Here is a 16,687-nt window from a genome sequence, read left to right on the forward strand (position 1 = left end):
TTGCTTGCAAACGAGGTTTTAGAGCTACTTGGACACGAAATTTTAAAATCCGAATACGAGTGTTATATAAAGCAGCTTAAATTTAACGAAAAAGCTTCAAACTCCGAAGTTATGGTATTTAACGCTCCAAATGAACTAATAGCTAAATTTATCCAGACAAAATACTCAGACAAAATAGCTCATCTTTTTGAAGTAAAAACAGGTGCAAAACCGCATATAAACATCACTTCTCAAAAGAGTAAAACCCAAAGCAGAGTTGCTAAAGTAGATGTAAATCAGATAAAAGCTCAAAGCAGTCTGTTAAATCCAAGCTATACATTTGAAAATTTCGTCGTGGGCGACTCAAATCAATACGCCTACATCACGTCAAAAACCGCAGCCGAGCAACTTGGAAAAGCTTATAATCCGCTATTTATCTACGGTCCGACAGGTCTTGGTAAAACACACCTGCTTCAATCTGTAGGAAATTTTTGTTTAAATAACGGAAAAGTGGTGATTTGTATCACAAGTGAGCAGTTTATCACGGATTTTACATACCATATCAACAACCACTCAATGCAAAGATTTCGTGAAAAATACCGAAACTGCGATGTTTTACTTATCGATGATGTGCAGTTTTTAGGTAAAACGGATAAAATTCAAGAAGAGTTTTTTCACACTTTTAACGAACTTCACTCAAAAAACGGTCAGATCGTCATGACTTCAGACCGCCAGCCAAAACACCTAAAAGGCTTTGAAGATAGACTTAGAACCCGCTTTGAATGGGGAATAATAGCCGATATCACTCCGCCTGAACTTGATACTAAGATAGCCATTATTAAGAAAAAATGCGAATTTGATAAAATTTATCTGACTAAAGACGTGATCGAATATATCGCAACAAATATGGGCGATAATATTCGTGAAATCGAAAGTGCAATCATAAATTTAAACGCTTATGCCACACTTATGAGACAGGAAATAAGCCTTGAATTTGCTAAAAATATCTTAAGAGATCAGATAAAAGAGAAGCGTGAAAATATAAATTTAGAAAGCATAATCGAAATAGTAAGCAAAGAGCTAAATATAAAACCAAGCGAGATAAAGAGTAAATCACGAGTTAAAAACATCGTTGAAGCAAGGCGAATCGTAATATATCTAGCTAAAAATTTAACTCCAAATTCGATGCCTCAAATAGCAAGTTATTTTAACATGAAAGATCACTCGGCAGTTAGTCACAATATCAAAAAGATAAATGAAATGATAAATGAAGATGAGTATTTTAAGATAAAAGTTGAAGAGATTAAAAACAAAATTTTGACAAAGGGATAAAAATTTAAGATGAATTATGTGAATAAATGTGAAAAATCAAATTTAGTTTTTAACTATCTAAAAGCTGAAATTTCAAGATTTAAAAACGTTTTTCACATATTCATGATACCTACTACTGATACTAAAAGAAATTTAAAAAATAAAGGAAGAAAACTATGAAGGCGATAATTAACAAAAATGCTCTTGAAAGCATAGTTACAAACACAAATCCTTACTTGGAAAAAAAGGATTTAAGTGCTATAACATCTCACATATATATCTGCGCTAAAGATGGTATTTTAAACATCAAAGCAACAGATCACGAGATAGGACTTGCATACAAACTTACAAATGTTAAAATTTTAGATGAAGGAAATGCTACCGCAAACGGAAAAAAACTGCTTGACATAATAAGAAGCCTAAAAGACGAAGAAGTAACTCTTGAAACGGTAAATAACTACCTTTATATAAAACAAAAAAACTCAAAATACAAACTTCCTATGTATAAATTTGAAGATTTTCCTAAATTCCCAACTATAGATGGTAAAAATAGATTTGATATAGACGCTATAATGCTTGGAAGAAGCCTTAAAAAGATATTTCCTAGTATAGATACGAATAATCCGAAATTCGAGCTAAACGGAGCTCTTATAGACATTAAGCAAAACTACATAAATATCGTAGGAACAGATACTAAAAGACTAAGTGTATTTAAATTTGAAACTCCGACTCAAAGTGAATTTTCGCTTATAATTCCAAAAAAAGCAATAAGCGAAATTCAAAAACTTTTTTACGATAAGATAGAGATTTATTACGATGAAAACATTTTGATAGCTCAAAGTGCAAATTTTGAGTTTTTCACAAAACTTATAAACGGAAAATTCCCTGATTACGATAGGGTAATTCCAAAAGAAATTAAAAAAAGACTAAAACTAAGCAGAGATAAGATGATAGAGGGGATTAAAACTATATCAATTTTATCAGATAGTATGAAGATAATTTTCGCTCCTCAAACTATAACTTTTGAAAGTATTATCGAAGATAATTCAGAGGCTAGAACTGTGATTGATTTTCAAACAGGACTTGACGAGGAATTTTTCGTAGGCGTTAGAAATAGATACCTGATAGACTTTTTAACAAATATCGAAGAAGATAGCTTTGAGCTTGGTTTTAACGACTCAAATTTGGCATTTACTGTTAGTTCAAATGAGCTAAAAACGATAATAATGCCAATAAATTTATAATTAAGGTTATTTTATGGAAAAAAATTACGGCGCAGAAAATATTAAAGTTTTAAAGGGTTTAGAAGCCGTTAGAAAACGCCCGGGAATGTATATCGGAGATACTCATATAAACGGACTTCATCATATGATTTATGAAGTTGTGGATAACTCTATCGATGAGGCGATGGCAGGGTATTGTGATACGATAAATATTGAAATTACAAACGAAGGCTCGGCTATAATTAGCGATAACGGTCGTGGAATTCCTGTAGATATGCACCCTACCGAGAAAATTTCGGCTGCGACTGTTGTACTAACCGTGCTTCACGCAGGTGGTAAATTTGATAAAGACACTTATAAAGTTTCAGGCGGTCTTCACGGTGTCGGTGTATCTGTAGTAAATGCGCTTTCAAAAAAATTGGTTGTAAATATTAAGCGTGACGGAAATCTTCATAGACAAGAATTTGCAAAAGGAATTCCAACAAGCGAAATGGAGATCATAAAAACTACAAATAGAACCGGAACTATGGTTGAATTTTGGCCTGATGACAGTATATTTGAAGTAACGGAATTTGACGATGAAATTTTGACTAAGAGATTTCGCGAACTTGCATACTTAAATCCAAAAATAACTATAAATTTTAAAGATCAACGAACCGGAAGAAGCGAAAGCTATCACTTTGAAGGCGGACTTGAAAGCTTCGTAACCGATATGAACAGATCAAATCCGGTTAGCAAAGCCGTATCATTTAGCGGTGGTGAAGAGGATGTGATAGTTGATTTTGCTTTGATGTATAACGAAACATATAGCGAAAATTTACTAAGTTTCGTAAATAATATCAAAACTCCTGACGGCGGAACTCACGAAGCCGGTTTTCGTGCGGGTCTAACTAGAGCGATAACAAACTACATCGCAGCAAACGCTTCCGTGCGTGAAAAAGATACAAAAATAACGGGCGATGACATCAGAGAAGGACTTATCGCAGTTGTAAGCGTTAAAGTTCCTGAGCCGCAATTTGAGGGTCAAACTAAGGGAAAACTTGGTTCAAACTATGTAAAACCTATCGTTCAAAAGATGACTTTTGAAGTTTTGGTTAAGTATTTTGAAGAAAATCCTATCGAAGCAAAAGCCATAATGAATAAGGCTTTAATGGCGGCTCGAGGAAGAGAGGCCGCAAAAAAAGCAAGAGATTTAACTCGTAAAAAAGAAGGACTTAGCGTAGGAACTTTGCCGGGAAAATTGTCTGACTGTCAAAGTAAGGATGCAAGTATAAGTGAGCTTTACTTAGTTGAGGGCGACTCTGCGGGAGGCTCTGCAAAACAGGGTCGCGATAGAGTTTTTCAGGCGATTTTACCTCTTAAAGGTAAAATTTTAAACGTTGAAAAATCAAGACTTGATAAAATTTTAAAATCAGACGAAATTAAAAATATGATAACGGCTTTGGGATGCGGTATCGGAGATGAATTTGATGCCGAAAAACTTCGCTATCATAAGATAATCATAATGACTGATGCCGATGTTGACGGAAGCCATATCCAAACTCTACTTTTAACATTTTTCTTTAGATTTTTAAATCCTGTAGTTGAAAACGGCTACATCTATTTGGCTCAACCACCACTTTACCGATATAAAAAAGGTAAAAAGGAAATTTATCTTAAAGATGAAAAGGCTTTGAATGAATTTTTGATCGAAACGGGAATTGAAGGGGTGGAATTTGAAGGAATCGGAAATAAGGATTTGATTGATTTTCTTAAAATAGTAGCCGCTTATAGAAGCGTGTTAAAAGAGCTTGAGAAGCGATTTAACGTGTTAAGTGCGATTAGATATATGATAGAAAATCCTGATATAGTTTCTAAAAATTACAATGAAATTTTTGAAATTTTAAAAATATACCTTGAAAATGAAGGATACAATATCCTAAATTCATACATAAATGAAGATGAAATTCGCATCTATGTCCAGACTGAAAGCGGTCTTGAAGAGCTTGTCGTAAATGAAAATTTATTTACAAATCCACTTTACGAAGAGGCACTTTATATAAATCAAAAGATAAAAGATCGCGAATTCAGCTTTAGTAAAGATGTGATTGAAATTCTTGATGAAGTCGAGAAAAACGCTAAAAAAGGTGCTTATATACAGCGTTATAAAGGTCTTGGTGAGATGAATCCCGATCAGCTTTGGGAGACTACGATGAATCCTGAAAATCGCCGCTTGTTACAAATAAACATAAATGATGCGATGAGTGCCAGCGATACATTTAATCTCTTTATGGGCGATGAGGTAGAGCCAAGAAGAAATTATATACAAGAGCACGCAAAAGACGTTAAACACCTGGATGTGTGATGTTAAGATCTGAACTTAGTGAGAGATCAAGGCGGTTTTCATTAGCTCTTGAGATCTCATTTCCTTTTATTATTACTACCGGTGTTTTTTTATTTATTTTTATAAGAAATGACAATATTAAATTAGACAATGATGAGATAATTCTGCTTGCAATTTTAAGCTTGTGTTTGGTTTATTATACGGTTTATATGATATATAAAAGCTTTAAAGTAAGCGTGCTTGATAGCGTTACGGGCTCTTTTAACAGGGCTGAAATTTTAAATTTGCTTTCAAAAAAAATGAGTAAATTTAAACACAGACAAGACGGTAATATCGTAATGCTTAAAATTAGGAATTTAGATGATCTAAATGAAAGATATAGTTTTGAAAGTAGTGATTTGTTGCTTAAAAAACTGATTAAAAAGCTTGAAATTTTTTTAGAAAAAAACATATCCAAAGAGATTTTAATAGGTAGATACTCAAATGATAGCTTTTTGATATTTTGCATCGCTAGAAGCTCGCAATTGCTTCATTTTTTAAACGTTTTTGAAAAGAGCATCTTAGCTGACGGAATCGATGATATAGAGTTAAAAATCAAATTTGAGCTTGTTAATATAAATTATTCTAAAAGTTTAGATAAGTCAATTTCGGTTTTAACCGAAAAATTAAGCTCCGAAGAAAATGCTAAATTTGCCATAACAGATGAATTTGAAAGCTCGGTTTGTAAATCTATATTAGATAGGAATTTTACCTTTCAAACTCAGCTTGTAAAAGATTTAAAAGATAGTAAAAATTTAAAGAGTCTTTTGGTTAAAATTTATACCGAGGAATTTGCCCTTATATCAAAGCAAAAAGCCCAAAATATAGCAAATAAAAACGGTTATGAAGTTTTATTTGATATAAATTCTATTAAGAAATTTAGCGAGATAAAAGTAACGGATGAAGATGCCTGTATCATCGAAGTTTCGGTAGTTTCGCTTAGAAATTTACAATTTAATAAATTTATAAAAGATTTTATAGATCAAGGAAAGATAGATCCTAAAAATATCATATTTGAATTTAGCGAAAAGCTTGTTTATGATGAGATAAACAGATTTAAAGAGATCATAAACGAGTATAAAAACCTCGGCTTTAGATTTGCTTTAAATAAATTTGGCGGTAACAACGCAGGTTTTGAATACCTAAAATATCTTCCGATTGATTTTATAATCTATGACATCGAATTTAATAAAAATTTAGATGATGATAAATTTAAAAATATCTTTAGAAATTTAAACGCTACGGTGGAGGATTTAGGTATCAAATCAATTATTAGATTTGTGGATAAGGCTGAATTTTTAGACATTGTTAAGCTTTATGATACAGATTATGCGCAGGGTTTTTATATAGAAAAACCGAAAGAAATTTAAAGGAAAAGTATGCAAGAAGTTAATGAAGTTAATTTGCAAGAGCAGATGAAATACGGTGAGAAAATTTTAAAGGAATTTGATGTCGAGCGTGATCTTGAAATTTGGGAAAATAAACAAAACAGAGATTATAAGATTAAGATTACTTTACCTGAGTTTTGTTGTCTTTGCCCAAGGAGCGGTTATCCTGATTTTGCGACGATTTATCTTGAGTATATTCCGGGAAAATTTGTTGTCGAATTAAAGGCGATCAAGCTTTATATAAATAGCTTTATGAACAGAAATATAAGCCACGAAGACAGCATAAATGAAATTTATTCCGTTCTTGAAAGAAAGCTTGAGCCAAAATGGATGAAGATTATAGGCGACTTTAACCCTCGCGGCAACGTTCATACCGTTATTGAAATTTGCTCCGAAAGTGTTTTAAAAGAGGCTATACCTGAGCCTGTAAAGACTGCCGAAGTTGCTTTTGAAAGAGAAAAAAGATCTGATTTTAAGGATTTTTCTAAACGAGATAGCAAAAGAGACGGTAGTCGCGATAGAAACAAAGATGATAAAAGCTCAAGAGCTAAAAGCGCTTCAAGAAGTAGCGATAAGCGAGGAGCTAAAAAAGAAGGTTTTAAAAAGCCTGAATTTCTAGGCGAAAAACGTGCAAGAGTGGTTAAAAAAGATAAATGATGATAAATGCAAATTTGATCGAGCATATCTTTAAAGCCGCCTCCATATCGCGCTGGAACGACTATCCGAAGATGACGAATTTAGTTGAGCTTGATAAGCAGGCTCATAAATTCATAATCGCTTATTTCATAGCAAAACTAGAACGTGACGTCGATATGAACTATACCATTGAAGCGGGAATTTTCGAGTTTTTTGCGCGAGTAGTGGTTACCGATATCCGCCCTGACGTATTTCATCAGATACAAAAGCAAAAGAGCGAACAGATAAACGGCTGGGTTCTAAATATACTTGAAAATTTGGTTCGCGACATCGACGGAGGCAAATTTTTAGAACGCCTTAGAAATTATCTGCTTAAAAAAGATAAAAAGCATGCCAAAGAGCGCCTTATCTTAAAGGCGGCAAGCTATCTTGCAACTCGCTGGGAATTTTCTATCGTATATCAAACAAGTCAGTTTTTAAGCGATATAGAAGAGCTAAAAAGCAAGGTCGAAGAGGAGCTTGAGGACTATTACGAGCTAATCGGAGTGCGAAAAATAGTGATGAATCAAAAGCTAGCCAAGCTTGTGGATCTAAGCGGAAGGCTTCGCTTTCAAAAGCGCTGGGCTCAAACTCCGCGAATTCCCGAAACCGCCGTACTTGGGCATATGCTTGTGGTTGCGATTTTGAGTTATTTTTATTCTCTTGAAGTTAAAGCTTGTGCAAAAAGGCTTGAAAATAACTTCTTTTGCGCTCTTTTTCACGACCTTCCCGAAAGCCTTACAAGGGACATCATAAGCCCCGTGAAATACGGAGTTGAAGGACTAAATGAGATTATAACGGAGTATGAGATGAGGCTCATTGACGAGCGAATTTTGCCTTTCGTGCCTGATAGCTTTAGAGATGAGTTTAGCTACATTTTAGGTATTAGAGAGCAAAACGGAAAATTCGTAAAAAACGAGTTTGAGAATAGAATTTGCGAGAAAAAGCCAGCCTATCACGAAGGTACGATGGACAATGTAAATGAGGATAAATTTAACGCAATCGACGGTAAGGCGCTTAAGCACTGCGATAAGCTTGCGGCATTTATCGAGGCGGGGATTTCTATAAGCTACGGCGTGAAGTCAAAAGAGCTGATTGACGGCTTTAACAATATGGATAGTTTTTTTAAGAATAAGCCAAGCGTGGATGGTGTGAATTTCGCTAAAATTTGCGAGGAATTTAAAGAGCATTTTTCTCTTTTGCAAGTAAAAATTTAAAAATTTGTGCGATAATCTGAGGAGTGGAATTTTAAAACCCCTTCTCAGATGACTGCGGCACACACCAAATTCAAGTGCTCTGCTGTGTTCCCACCCTGAAGCGGTGCTCAAAAGAGGCATTGCACAGGTCTAAGAAGAGGCGAGTGCAATTTTACTAAAGTATAACTTAAAACTAATTGAGGCATTTTATGGGAGTTGGGATAAAATCTAAATTTTTGTCGTTTTTTAGAGAATTTTTTGTATATCATCATAGATCTTTAGAATTTCGTGCGAAAATTTTTGCCGCTATTATAGGTGCTAGACTTGATCCTGATGAAGACGATTTTGCGATTTTATATGAAATTTCAGGTGAAATTTACTGCGATGACGAAAATCGCCGAGCAGTTTTAATCCAAACTACCAAAGAGTACGTAGCCAAGGTCAAACGCAAAGATCATATGACGCTTGATGCGCTGCTTTTAAGCATAGATCAAGCCATTAAAACGCATAAAAGGTATGCTTCAAAGATAGATTTTGAGCACTTAAGACGGCTTATGACGGGAAATGAGGAAGAGACTTTGATACAGCAAAGAGTTTATGATTTCTTGCTTTACGAGGTTAAAAACTACTCGGTGAGTAAATAATAAAGAGGACATATGAAAAATTTAATTTTATCTTTTATGATCGCGGTATCTGTTTTGGCAAATGAAGTTGATGTTAAAGACCCAAAAAACGGCATTTATGAAGTAGTTGATATGTCGATGATAGGAAATTTTTTTGAAACTAAATTAACCGTAAGCGAGGAGAAATTTTATAGATTTGGCTTTGTGTATGCCCAAGACCGCGATATACAGGCAAAAGAGCATAAAGACGGCGAAGCTAATTTCCCCGGATATACAAGCGATAAATTTGATCAGTGGCTTTGCACAAAATACTCTATAGACAAGCTTGCGGGCATGTACGCAAGAAATATTGACGATAACTCTTATGTAGCAACCGGAAAAACAGATGAAGACAAAAAAGTTTGCACCGGCGCTAAAATAATGCTAAAGCTAGTTATAACGCCTATTAAAAAGCCTGCTAAAAATAGCGATACCGAGTGGGAGTATGCAAGAGGAGATGATGTGAATTTTGCAAATTATATCATCCAAAAAGCAAGCGATATAAATGAGGATTTTGATCTTTCTACTTATGGTAACGACTCGACTTTTCAGGCTCCAAACGGAAGTATGGCAAGAAGCAAAAGACTTATAACGATAAAACTTGCAAAAGGCGAATACAACGTCAAAATAGAAGCTTTGAACGACACACCCGAGCTTAAGGATATCATAACTTATCTTGAGATAAGAGAGCATATCGGCGGCAAATAAATCTTTTGGCGGAAATTTGCATATTTATCCATAGAGTTTATTTTATCAAGCGAAATTTCTAAGCTCTATCTTTATGTCTGAATCTATTTTTTTGATATCAAAATCATTTTTTGAAGCGGTTAAATTTCCGAAATTTTCACCTGTATTTAGAAATTTTTGCAGATAATAAACTCCATTGTATCCGTGATTATGCAGTGTTTTGCTCATATTTGTAATGTCATCTTCACAAAGCAAATCCGCATGCACGGTCGTGCGAACTTCGAATTTAAAATTTATCAGAATTAAAAAATCAAGCGTTTGGATGAAATTCTCATATAAATTTGACTTTGTAACCTCTTGAAATTTATCTCTAGGAGCTTTAAAATCAAGTGCGATATAATCGATCAAATTTTCGCTTAAAGCCACTTTTAAAGCTTTTAAATTCGAGCCGTTAGTATCAACTTTAAGTAAAAACCCGCGCTTTTTAACTTCTCTTGCAAGAGGCAAAAAGCTACCGTTTATAGTGCATTCTCCGCCGCTAAACACAACTCCGCTTAGTTTGCCGATGCGTTTATCTAAGAAATGCAAAAATTCATCTTCTCCGACAAACCCTTCGCCAAGCACTACGGTTGTATTGTAGCAGTAAGCACAGCGCATATTGCATCCTGTAAACCACGCTATGCAAGCGGTTTTGTCGGGAAAGTCAAGAGTAGTAAATGGGGTAATGGAGTGAAGCGGCTTACTCTGCACGCTCACAAAATTTCACTCGCTCTTTGTGTTCGCCTTTTTTGCCAAGATTAAAGCTCTCAACCGGTCTGTGATATCCCATAACGCGAGTATAAACCACGCATTTAGTGCGCTTTTCTTGCAGTTTTTCTAAGATCTCTTTTTCGCTCATATTTACTCCTTGTTTATTTATAATTGTAGCCGTTTGGGGTTAATTGTTTGTAAAAATATAGTAATATTTGCGTTATATTTCAGTTCAAAAGGATAAAAATGGCAAAAGTAAATTTCAAAGGTTCGCCTGTAAATTTAAGAGGTGATGAGGTATTTGTAGGACAAAGCGCTCCTGAAGTTACGCTTACGGGAAATGATTTAAGCGAGTTTAAAGTGGGAGGCAATAGCGGTAAAATCGAAATTTTAGTTACCGTTCCTTCGCTTGATACGGGAGTTTGCGCAACCGAAACTCGCAAATTTAACGAAAAAATGGCAGGCAAAAACGCTATAAAACTAAGCGTTATCTCACTTGACCTTCCGTTTGCTATGGGTAGATTTTGCTCTACTGAGGGCATAGAGAATTTACGCGTGGGAAGCGACTTTAGAGCTAAGGAATTTGGCGAAAAATACGGTGTTTTGATAGATGAAGGAGCGCTTAAAGGCTTGCTTGCTCGCGCGGTTTTTGTCGTGAAAGACGGAGTTATCATTCACAAGCAAATCGTACCTGAAATAGCAGATGAACCAAACTATGACGCTGTTTTTGAAGCTATCAAATCAAGCGGCGGTTGTGGCTGCGGTTGTGGACATTAATCCCGCTTAGGCTAAACAAATTTTGGCTTTGGGATAAAATTTCAAAGCCAAAATTCCCCTCTTTTAAATTTTAAGAAATTTTAGCTACACTTCTTAAAATTTCAAAAGGCAAAATTTGCAAATTATCGATTTAAGTCCTATTTTAAGCTCCAAAACTCAAATTTATCCGGGCGACGCTGCGTTTTTGGTAGAGCAAATTTTAGACAGCGGATTTTGCACAGGAAATTTGTCTATGTCTCTTCATACAGGCTCGCATACCGATTTTGCCATGCATTGCGGTATCAAAGGAGTAAAGAGCGAGCAAGCTTCTCTTGAGTGTTTTGTCGGCGAAGCCGTTTGCGTTGGAGTAAGGGCAAATTTAAACGAAGCTATCAAATTTAAAATACCGCCAAATCCGCATAACGCTAAAATTTTACTTTTAAACGTGCATTGTGAGTTTAAAAATGAGCAAGATTTTTTCATAAATTCGCCGTTTTTGGACGATGATTTTTTAAATTTAGCTCAACAAAACGGCTTTAAAACCGTTGCTACAAATTTATCCACAATCGATGCTCATGGAGCAAATTTAAGGCACAAAGAGGCTTTTGAAAGAGAAATTCAGATCATCGAATGCCTAATAAATTTACAAATTTTAGAAAACAAGAGTTTCTTCTTCTCTGCCGCTCCTTTAAAGATAGCAAATGCCGATGCGGCTCCTCTTAGAGCCTACGCGATTTTAAAAAGATAAATTCTGTTTTTTAATAAAATTTCATTGATTAAATTTTAAAAGCCGCAGGTAAATTCTCTTTAGCCGTTTTATAATCATTCATTAAAATCAGCTTTTTGGTTATAATCTCGCCATGGATAAAAATAGTCAAAATTTCGGCATAGCTTTAACTCTTCTTGGCGGGATTTTCTGGGGATTTTCAGGGGCTTGCGGACAGTATCTTTTCGAGCGAAAAGGCATAAGCGCAGAGTATCTTACATCACTTCGTTTGCTGCTTTCAGGCGTGATAATGCTTGTGATTTTATATGCAAAAAGCGGTAAATTTGTATTTAGTATTTTTAAGCAAAGGCGAAATATAACCGATCTGCTGTTTTACGCTCTATTTGGCATTATGGCGTGTCAATACACATATTTTGTTACTATCGAACTTTCAAATGCTGCAATTGCTACTATTTTGCAGTATCTTGCGCCTGTTTTGGTGTTATTTGTACTTTGTATGGAAGAAAAGAGATTTCCTTATAAAAAGGAAAGTATAAGCGTATTGTGTGCGATTTTCGGAGTGTTTTTGCTTGCCACTCATGGAAATTTTACAAGCCTCGTTATCCCGGTAAAGACACTTATCATAGGGATAATATCAGCTTGCACTATCGTCATCTACACTCTCTCGTCTCGGCGACTGATGAGAAGCTATCCTGTTACGCTTATACTCGCGTGGGCGATGGTTATAGGCGGCATTGTTTTAAGCTTATACGCTAAACCTTGGCAGCTTAAGGGCATAAACGACTTTAGCGGATTTTTGGCTCTTTGCGGTGTCGTGGTTTTTGGCACTATCTTTGCCTTTAGTCTTTATATGCAAGGGGTTAAAATTTTAGGCGGCGGCAAGGCTAGCGTGATATCTGCTATCGAGCCGGTTTCGGCAGCTTTGTTTGCGGCTTTTTGGCTTGGAAGCGAGTTTGTATTTATTGATATAGTCGGATTTGCGTTGATAATTGCAGCTATCATACTCTTACGGAAAGGCTAAATTTAGAGTCTTGCAAGCCAAAATGACAATAGTCAACTAGTAAATTTAAGCTTCGTTTTTACTCTTTGAGCTCCAAATTCCTGCCAAAATAGATCCCGATAAGTTATGCCATACGCTAAATAATGCGCCAGGAAGTGCGGCAAGAGAGCCAAAATACTTAACTGCAAGCGCGACGCTTAAGCCTGAATTTTGCATACCGACTTCGATAGCGACGGTTCTTGCCGTCTTTTCATCAAAGCCAAAGAGTTTCGATAAAAAGTATCCGCAAAATAGCCCCGAGCCGTTATGAAGGACTACGCCAAGCGCTACTAGTGCGCCTACGGTTTGGATATTTTTCACGTTTAGCGCCACTACGATTGCTATGATTGTGATGATGGCCGCCATGGATATGATAGGAAGCGCAGGAAGGATCTTTTTAACGAATTTATGGAAAAACGTATTTAAAAGCACGCCTACAACTATCGGCACAAGCATAATTTTAACCAAATTTAAAAGCATGCTCATAGCAGGCACCGGGACTTCTTGTCCGATGTAAAGCCACGTTAAAAACGGCATTAGTACTATTGAAAGCAGAGTCGAAAATAGCGTCATACTCACACTTAGTGCCACATCGCCCTTGGCTAAGTAGGTCATGACGTTTGACGCTGTTCCTCCTGCACTCGTGCCTACTAGCATCATTCCTGCAGTGATTTCGTTGCTAAATCCAAACGCTTTTGAGATCAAAAAAGCAGCAAGCGGCATGATGAGAAATTGGATAAAAATTCCAAGTCCCAGAGCTTTTTTCTTGTGCAAAATTTGTTTAAAATCATCAATGCTAAGCGTGATGCCCATGCCAAGCATGATAACAACAAGAAGCGGAACGATGTAGCCTTTGATAGCTACAAAACCGGCCGGAAAAGTATAAGCGATAAATGATAAAACTATCGCGGCTATAGGAAAAAGTAGTGCTTTCATGAGTTGATTGTATCTAAAAATTATGGTTTTTTATCAAAATCAAGTATCTTTGAACAAAATTTTATGAAAACTGTTAAATTTCTACAAGGTTATTATTAAAATGCTGAAAATTTATAGTATTTTTCAAAGTTTGGTCTTAAAAAAGTGTGGGCTGAAACGCCTTAATTATAAAGCTTTTTCGAGTTAGCTCACATTCGCCCAAATTTTTAATCGCCTCAAGGTGCGCCTTTGTGCCGTAACCCTTGTGAGAGGCATATCCGTAATCAGGATAAATTTTGCTCCATGCGCCCATTAGCTCATCTCTGCTTACTTTGGCTAAGATACTTGCCGCGCTTACTTCGGCGATTTTGCCATCAGCCTTTATCATAGTTTTAATGCCGGTGCCGTAGTTTGCGTTGCCGTCGTAAAGTAGCTCGTAGTTTGCAAAATGACTTTTAAAAAGATTTAAAGCCCGCCTTAAGCACTCGCTAAGCCCAAATTCATCTATTTGGCGATTTGAAAAATATGCGATTAAAAATTGCGAATTTAAGGCTATCTCATGAAAAAGCTCTTTGCGTCTTTTTGCGCTTAGTTTTTTAGAGTCGTTAAGCCCTGAAATTTCGCTATTTAGCACGCAAGCAGCTACGACTAAAGGACCCGCAAGCGCTCCTCTGCCGGCTTCATCAATACCGCAAATTTTATTCATCTTACTGATTAAAAAGCCCGAAACTATCCTTCATAAAAGGCTTTATCTCCTCAATTGAGATGATTTTATTTGAGCTTTCAAAAGTAATTCCGACAGGAGAAAGCATAAAATTTTCATCCATTTTTATCTCTTTACTTTCAAAAATAGCTTTTAAATTTTCATCATTTAAATTTATAAAAACATCTTGAGCTGAGATATTTTTGCCTGTTTTTAAAAATTTTGAGTTGCAAATTTTGCCTTCTTTACCAAGATTTCTGCAAGTGGTTTTAAAAATTTCGTTGATAAACTCGAGCGTTAAAATGTCGTTTTTAAATAAATTTTGCTCGCTGTCTTTAAATTCCTGTTTAAAATTTTCCAGTTTTTCTTTTAGATTGTTTTTGTTTTTTGTAACAAAATCGGCTGAAAAAAAATCACTAACTATCCCTTCAAGCCTTGTGTTTTGGTTATTTGTTATCTGTAAGCCGAGAGTTAAAATTTCATAGCTTAACTCCTTAGTTATATTGGCTTTGTGAGCTTTGCCTTTTATGGCTAACTTGCCGCTTAATTTACCATCTTCATCAAGTTTTACATCTAAATTTAGCCAGTCGGAGAGCGCGTTTAAAGCGGTTATATTATCATCCGTTTTTTCTATCTTGCCTTTTGAAAACTCAAATTTTTCTCCTTTAAAAAAGAGATGTCCGTAAATTTTAGTAGGGAGTTCAAAGCCTTTTTCGCCTTTAAAATTTTCAAATTCGCTATCAAACGAGTTTAGATAAAGCTCAAATTTTTCCTCATCCGCCATCCCTGTAAATTTATAAAATTTACCCCAATTTTCATGATTTATCTCATATCCAAAGCTAAGCAAACCGGCAACAAAAAACGTCAAAATTACTCTCATATACTCTCCTAAATTTTAGTTAAAAACTAAGCGCCCAACGCGAAAAAGGCAAAATTTCACATTTGATGCCTTCTATACTAAGATCTGCTTGATTTGCCACGCTGATAACTTGAAGTTTATTTACTCCAAGAGCTTTCAAACTTGCATGAAGTTTTTTGAATTTCAGAAATATCAGGTCACTATCGCTAAACGGTATGCAAAGTATGGCGAGTTTCCTTTTAGAAAGGAAAAAATCAAAATCTTTAGTATAAAAAATTTCCTCTTTAAATTTAAAAAGTTCGCAAAAGACCATATTTGAAAAAAGTTTTGCAAAATCTTTTTTCAAACTCAGCGCATTTCTCATTGCAAAATCACTAAAGTAAAGTTTTTTTGCCGCAGTCGGTTGGTCAAATTTGGCTATGAGGTTTATAAAACCCCTGTTTTCCAGATCTACAAGTCCTGCATAAACGCGATCTTTTGATATTTTAGAGCGTGTTTTTAGATTTTTATATAGCTCATAAGCGCTTAAATTCACTCCTTGAAAAGCAGCGCACTCTTTTAGTAAATTTATCTCTACTTCGCTCAGCTTGCTTTTAAGCCTACTTTGGAGATTTTCTACAACTTCACTTTGATCAAGAAAGACTGAATTTAGGTTATTGCCATGGGTTACGAAATGACTAAACAGCTGATCTTGATCTAAATTTTTAGGAAAAAATGCGATAAATTCTTCATAATCCAAAAGATTCAAATTTAGCGTCGTGAAATTCGGCAAATTTATATCTCTTTTTTGCGTAGCGAGAGTTATATTTTCTAAATTTTCTCTTAAAATTTCTGCCAATTTTCGAGCTTGTTCGTCTGAGCTTATATTGTCTATCGCTAAAGCTTTTATCTGCTTGTTCGCCGTCAAAAAATTCGGTAAATTCTCTAAAATTTCCGACGAATTTACTCTAATGTCGTATAAATTTATATACAGCCTCTCTTCGTTTTTAAAGCTTTTTAAGTAGTCGATCAAAAGCGAGGTTTTACCGCTTCCGCTAGCGCCGATGATTAGAGTTTTAGGCGAAGAGATGCTAAATTTTCTATCTATAAACTTAACGGACTTTATAGGCGCTTGATAGATGTTTTCTAGCATTTTATTCCTTTTGAAAAGGAAATTATAGCAAAATTTAAGCTCCTTTTACTATCTTTATCTCACTGCTATCAAGTCCGTAAAGTTTATCTATATTGCTTTGGGTGGTAAAAAATTTATGATATTTGGTATTGTGTTCAATAATAAATTTTTGATCTTTTAATACTTGGTTAATAATTTATTGAAAATTAAGTGTGAGGGGGGTAGAATAAAATCTACTTTATGAAAGGAGGATATGGTATGAAAGAGAAAAAAATAGTTGTAAAACTGCATGCAAAAGCTGATACAAAACCAACAGAAACTATCAAGCAAAGATCACAATGTAG

Annotated in this window: 18 protein-coding genes and 1 other RNA gene; 12 read left to right on the forward strand and 7 right to left on the reverse strand. The window is 35.2% G+C overall.

Annotated elements, in window-relative coordinates:
• The 7 genes from dnaA to CORI_RS00035 all read left to right on the forward strand — a co-directional run bounded on the left by dnaA (position 1) and on the right by CORI_RS00035 (position 8,155).
• Positions 1–1,311 carry a chromosomal replication initiator protein DnaA gene (gene dnaA / locus CORI_RS00005; protein ID WP_173030304.1) on the forward strand — a complete coding sequence of 437 codons (1,311 nt, stop codon included), beginning with the start codon at positions 1–3 and terminating at the stop codon, positions 1,309–1,311.
• 9 nt (positions 1,312–1,320) lie between these two features.
• Positions 1,321–1,470 (forward strand): hypothetical protein, encoded by a 150-nt coding sequence (locus CORI_RS00010; RefSeq protein WP_173030305.1) that lies wholly within the window; start codon positions 1,321–1,323, stop codon positions 1,468–1,470.
• Positions 1,467–2,534, forward strand: a complete 1,068-nt coding sequence (gene dnaN, locus CORI_RS00015; protein WP_173030306.1) for a DNA polymerase III subunit beta — start codon at positions 1,467–1,469, stop codon at positions 2,532–2,534. Before CORI_RS00010 ends, dnaN begins: the two co-directional genes overlap by 4 nt.
• 13 nt (positions 2,535–2,547) lie before the next feature.
• Positions 2,548–4,857 carry a DNA topoisomerase (ATP-hydrolyzing) subunit B gene (gene gyrB / locus CORI_RS00020; RefSeq protein WP_173030307.1) on the forward strand — a complete coding sequence of 770 codons (2,310 nt, stop codon included), beginning with the start codon at positions 2,548–2,550 and terminating at the stop codon, positions 4,855–4,857.
• A 188-nt stretch (positions 4,858–5,045) separates the two neighbouring features.
• Complete coding sequence (locus CORI_RS00025; protein WP_173030308.1) at positions 5,046–6,245, forward strand: EAL domain-containing protein; 1,200 nt, start codon at positions 5,046–5,048, stop codon at positions 6,243–6,245.
• 9 nt (positions 6,246–6,254) lie between these two features.
• The gene (gene queF, locus CORI_RS00030; RefSeq protein ID WP_254064932.1) at positions 6,255–6,920 is read left to right on the forward strand and encodes a preQ(1) synthase; all 666 of its coding nucleotides are present in this window, start codon (positions 6,255–6,257) and stop codon (positions 6,918–6,920) included.
• A complete protein-coding gene (locus tag CORI_RS00035) occupies positions 6,920–8,155 on the forward strand; it encodes an HD domain-containing protein (RefSeq protein WP_173031887.1) in 1,236 nt (411 codons plus the stop codon). Before queF ends, CORI_RS00035 begins: the two co-directional genes overlap by 1 nt.
• Before the next feature lie 38 nt (positions 8,156–8,193).
• Here CORI_RS00035 and ffs read toward each other — a convergent pair.
• Positions 8,194–8,291, reverse strand: an RNA gene (gene ffs / locus CORI_RS00040) — signal recognition particle sRNA small type.
• A 52-nt stretch (positions 8,292–8,343) separates the two neighbouring features.
• Here ffs and CORI_RS00045 point away from each other — a divergent pair.
• Positions 8,344–8,778 (forward strand): hypothetical protein, encoded by a 435-nt coding sequence (locus CORI_RS00045; RefSeq protein WP_173030309.1) that lies wholly within the window; start codon positions 8,344–8,346, stop codon positions 8,776–8,778.
• A 12-nt stretch (positions 8,779–8,790) separates the two neighbouring features.
• Positions 8,791–9,504: a hypothetical protein gene (locus tag CORI_RS00050; RefSeq protein WP_173030310.1), complete on the forward strand. Its 714-nt coding sequence runs from the start codon at positions 8,791–8,793 to the stop codon at positions 9,502–9,504.
• Between the two features lie 45 nt (positions 9,505–9,549).
• On the opposite strand, the gene CORI_RS00055 is transcribed toward CORI_RS00050, so the two are convergent.
• Together CORI_RS00055 and nrdD are read right to left on the reverse strand one after the other, a co-directional pair.
• Positions 9,550–10,239: an anaerobic ribonucleoside-triphosphate reductase activating protein gene (locus tag CORI_RS00055; protein ID WP_173030311.1), complete on the reverse strand. Its 690-nt coding sequence runs from the start codon at positions 10,237–10,239 to the stop codon at positions 9,550–9,552.
• Positions 10,223–10,381: an anaerobic ribonucleoside-triphosphate reductase gene (gene nrdD, locus CORI_RS00060; RefSeq protein ID WP_169941782.1), complete on the reverse strand. Its 159-nt coding sequence runs from the start codon at positions 10,379–10,381 to the stop codon at positions 10,223–10,225. Before nrdD ends, CORI_RS00055 begins: the two co-directional genes overlap by 17 nt.
• 98 nt (positions 10,382–10,479) lie before the next feature.
• Here nrdD and tpx point away from each other — a divergent pair, with 98 nt between their 5' ends.
• The 3 genes from tpx (at position 10,480) to CORI_RS00075 (ending at position 12,737) form a co-directional block, all read left to right on the forward strand.
• Entirely contained in the window at positions 10,480–11,010 is a 531-nt protein-coding gene (tpx, locus tag CORI_RS00065; protein ID WP_170019551.1) for a thiol peroxidase, read from the forward strand.
• A 115-nt stretch (positions 11,011–11,125) separates the two neighbouring features.
• Positions 11,126–11,737 (forward strand): cyclase family protein, encoded by a 612-nt coding sequence (locus CORI_RS00070; RefSeq protein ID WP_173030312.1) that lies wholly within the window; start codon positions 11,126–11,128, stop codon positions 11,735–11,737.
• Between the two features lie 112 nt (positions 11,738–11,849).
• Positions 11,850–12,737, forward strand: a complete 888-nt coding sequence (locus CORI_RS00075) for a DMT family transporter (protein WP_173030313.1) — start codon at positions 11,850–11,852, stop codon at positions 12,735–12,737.
• A 45-nt stretch (positions 12,738–12,782) separates the two neighbouring features.
• On the opposite strand, the gene CORI_RS00080 is transcribed toward CORI_RS00075, so the two are convergent.
• The 4 genes from CORI_RS00080 to CORI_RS00095 all read right to left on the reverse strand — a co-directional run bounded on the left by CORI_RS00080 (position 12,783) and on the right by CORI_RS00095 (position 16,364).
• Positions 12,783–13,691, reverse strand: coding sequence for a bile acid:sodium symporter family protein (locus tag CORI_RS00080; protein WP_173030314.1), 909 nt, complete (start codon positions 13,689–13,691; stop codon positions 12,783–12,785).
• 136 nt (positions 13,692–13,827) lie between these two features.
• On the reverse strand, positions 13,828–14,376 hold the full coding sequence (locus CORI_RS00085) for a ribonuclease HII (RefSeq protein WP_173030315.1): 549 nt from the start codon (positions 14,374–14,376) through the stop codon (positions 13,828–13,830).
• A 1-nt stretch (position 14,377) separates the two neighbouring features.
• Positions 14,378–15,253, reverse strand: a complete 876-nt coding sequence (locus CORI_RS00090) for a hypothetical protein (protein ID WP_173030316.1) — start codon at positions 15,251–15,253, stop codon at positions 14,378–14,380.
• 19 nt (positions 15,254–15,272) lie between these two features.
• Positions 15,273–16,364 (reverse strand): ATP-binding protein, encoded by a 1,092-nt coding sequence (locus CORI_RS00095; RefSeq protein WP_173030317.1) that lies wholly within the window; start codon positions 16,362–16,364, stop codon positions 15,273–15,275.
• Positions 16,365–16,687 lie beyond the last annotated feature (323 nt).

It is taken from the genome of Campylobacter sp. CCUG 57310 (assembly GCF_013201975.1).
GTDB lineage: Bacteria > Campylobacterota > Campylobacteria > Campylobacterales > Campylobacteraceae > Campylobacter_A > Campylobacter_A canis.

What these genes read in the sequence shown, in the direction of transcription:
- CORI_RS00010 (WP_173030305.1), top strand. Translation starts at nt 1,321, where the DNA reads ATGAATTATGTGAATAAATGTGAAAAATCAAATTTAGTTTTTAACTAT.
- dnaN (WP_173030306.1), top strand. Translation starts at nt 1,467, where the DNA reads ATGAAGGCGATAATTAACAAAAATGCTCTTGAAAGCATAGTTACAAAC.
- gyrB (WP_173030307.1), top strand. Translation starts at nt 2,548, where the DNA reads ATGGAAAAAAATTACGGCGCAGAAAATATTAAAGTTTTAAAGGGTTTA.
- CORI_RS00025 (WP_173030308.1), top strand. Translation starts at nt 5,046, where the DNA reads ATGATATATAAAAGCTTTAAAGTAAGCGTGCTTGATAGCGTTACGGGC.
- queF (WP_254064932.1), top strand. Translation starts at nt 6,255, where the DNA reads ATGCAAGAAGTTAATGAAGTTAATTTGCAAGAGCAGATGAAATACGGT.
- CORI_RS00035 (WP_173031887.1), top strand. Translation starts at nt 6,920, where the DNA reads ATGATAAATGCAAATTTGATCGAGCATATCTTTAAAGCCGCCTCCATA.
- CORI_RS00045 (WP_173030309.1), top strand. Translation starts at nt 8,344, where the DNA reads ATGGGAGTTGGGATAAAATCTAAATTTTTGTCGTTTTTTAGAGAATTT.
- CORI_RS00050 (WP_173030310.1), top strand. Translation starts at nt 8,791, where the DNA reads ATGAAAAATTTAATTTTATCTTTTATGATCGCGGTATCTGTTTTGGCA.
- nrdD (WP_169941782.1), bottom strand. Translation starts at nt 10,381, where the DNA reads ATGAGCGAAAAAGAGATCTTAGAAAAACTGCAAGAAAAGCGCACTAAA.
- tpx (WP_170019551.1), top strand. Translation starts at nt 10,480, where the DNA reads ATGGCAAAAGTAAATTTCAAAGGTTCGCCTGTAAATTTAAGAGGTGAT.
- CORI_RS00075 (WP_173030313.1), top strand. Translation starts at nt 11,850, where the DNA reads ATGGATAAAAATAGTCAAAATTTCGGCATAGCTTTAACTCTTCTTGGC.
- CORI_RS00080 (WP_173030314.1), bottom strand. Translation starts at nt 13,691, where the DNA reads ATGAAAGCACTACTTTTTCCTATAGCCGCGATAGTTTTATCATTTATC.
- CORI_RS00085 (WP_173030315.1), bottom strand. Translation starts at nt 14,376, where the DNA reads ATGAATAAAATTTGCGGTATTGATGAAGCCGGCAGAGGAGCGCTTGCG.
- CORI_RS00090 (WP_173030316.1), bottom strand. Translation starts at nt 15,253, where the DNA reads ATGAGAGTAATTTTGACGTTTTTTGTTGCCGGTTTGCTTAGCTTTGGA.
- CORI_RS00095 (WP_173030317.1), bottom strand. Translation starts at nt 16,364, where the DNA reads ATGCTAGAAAACATCTATCAAGCGCCTATAAAGTCCGTTAAGTTTATA.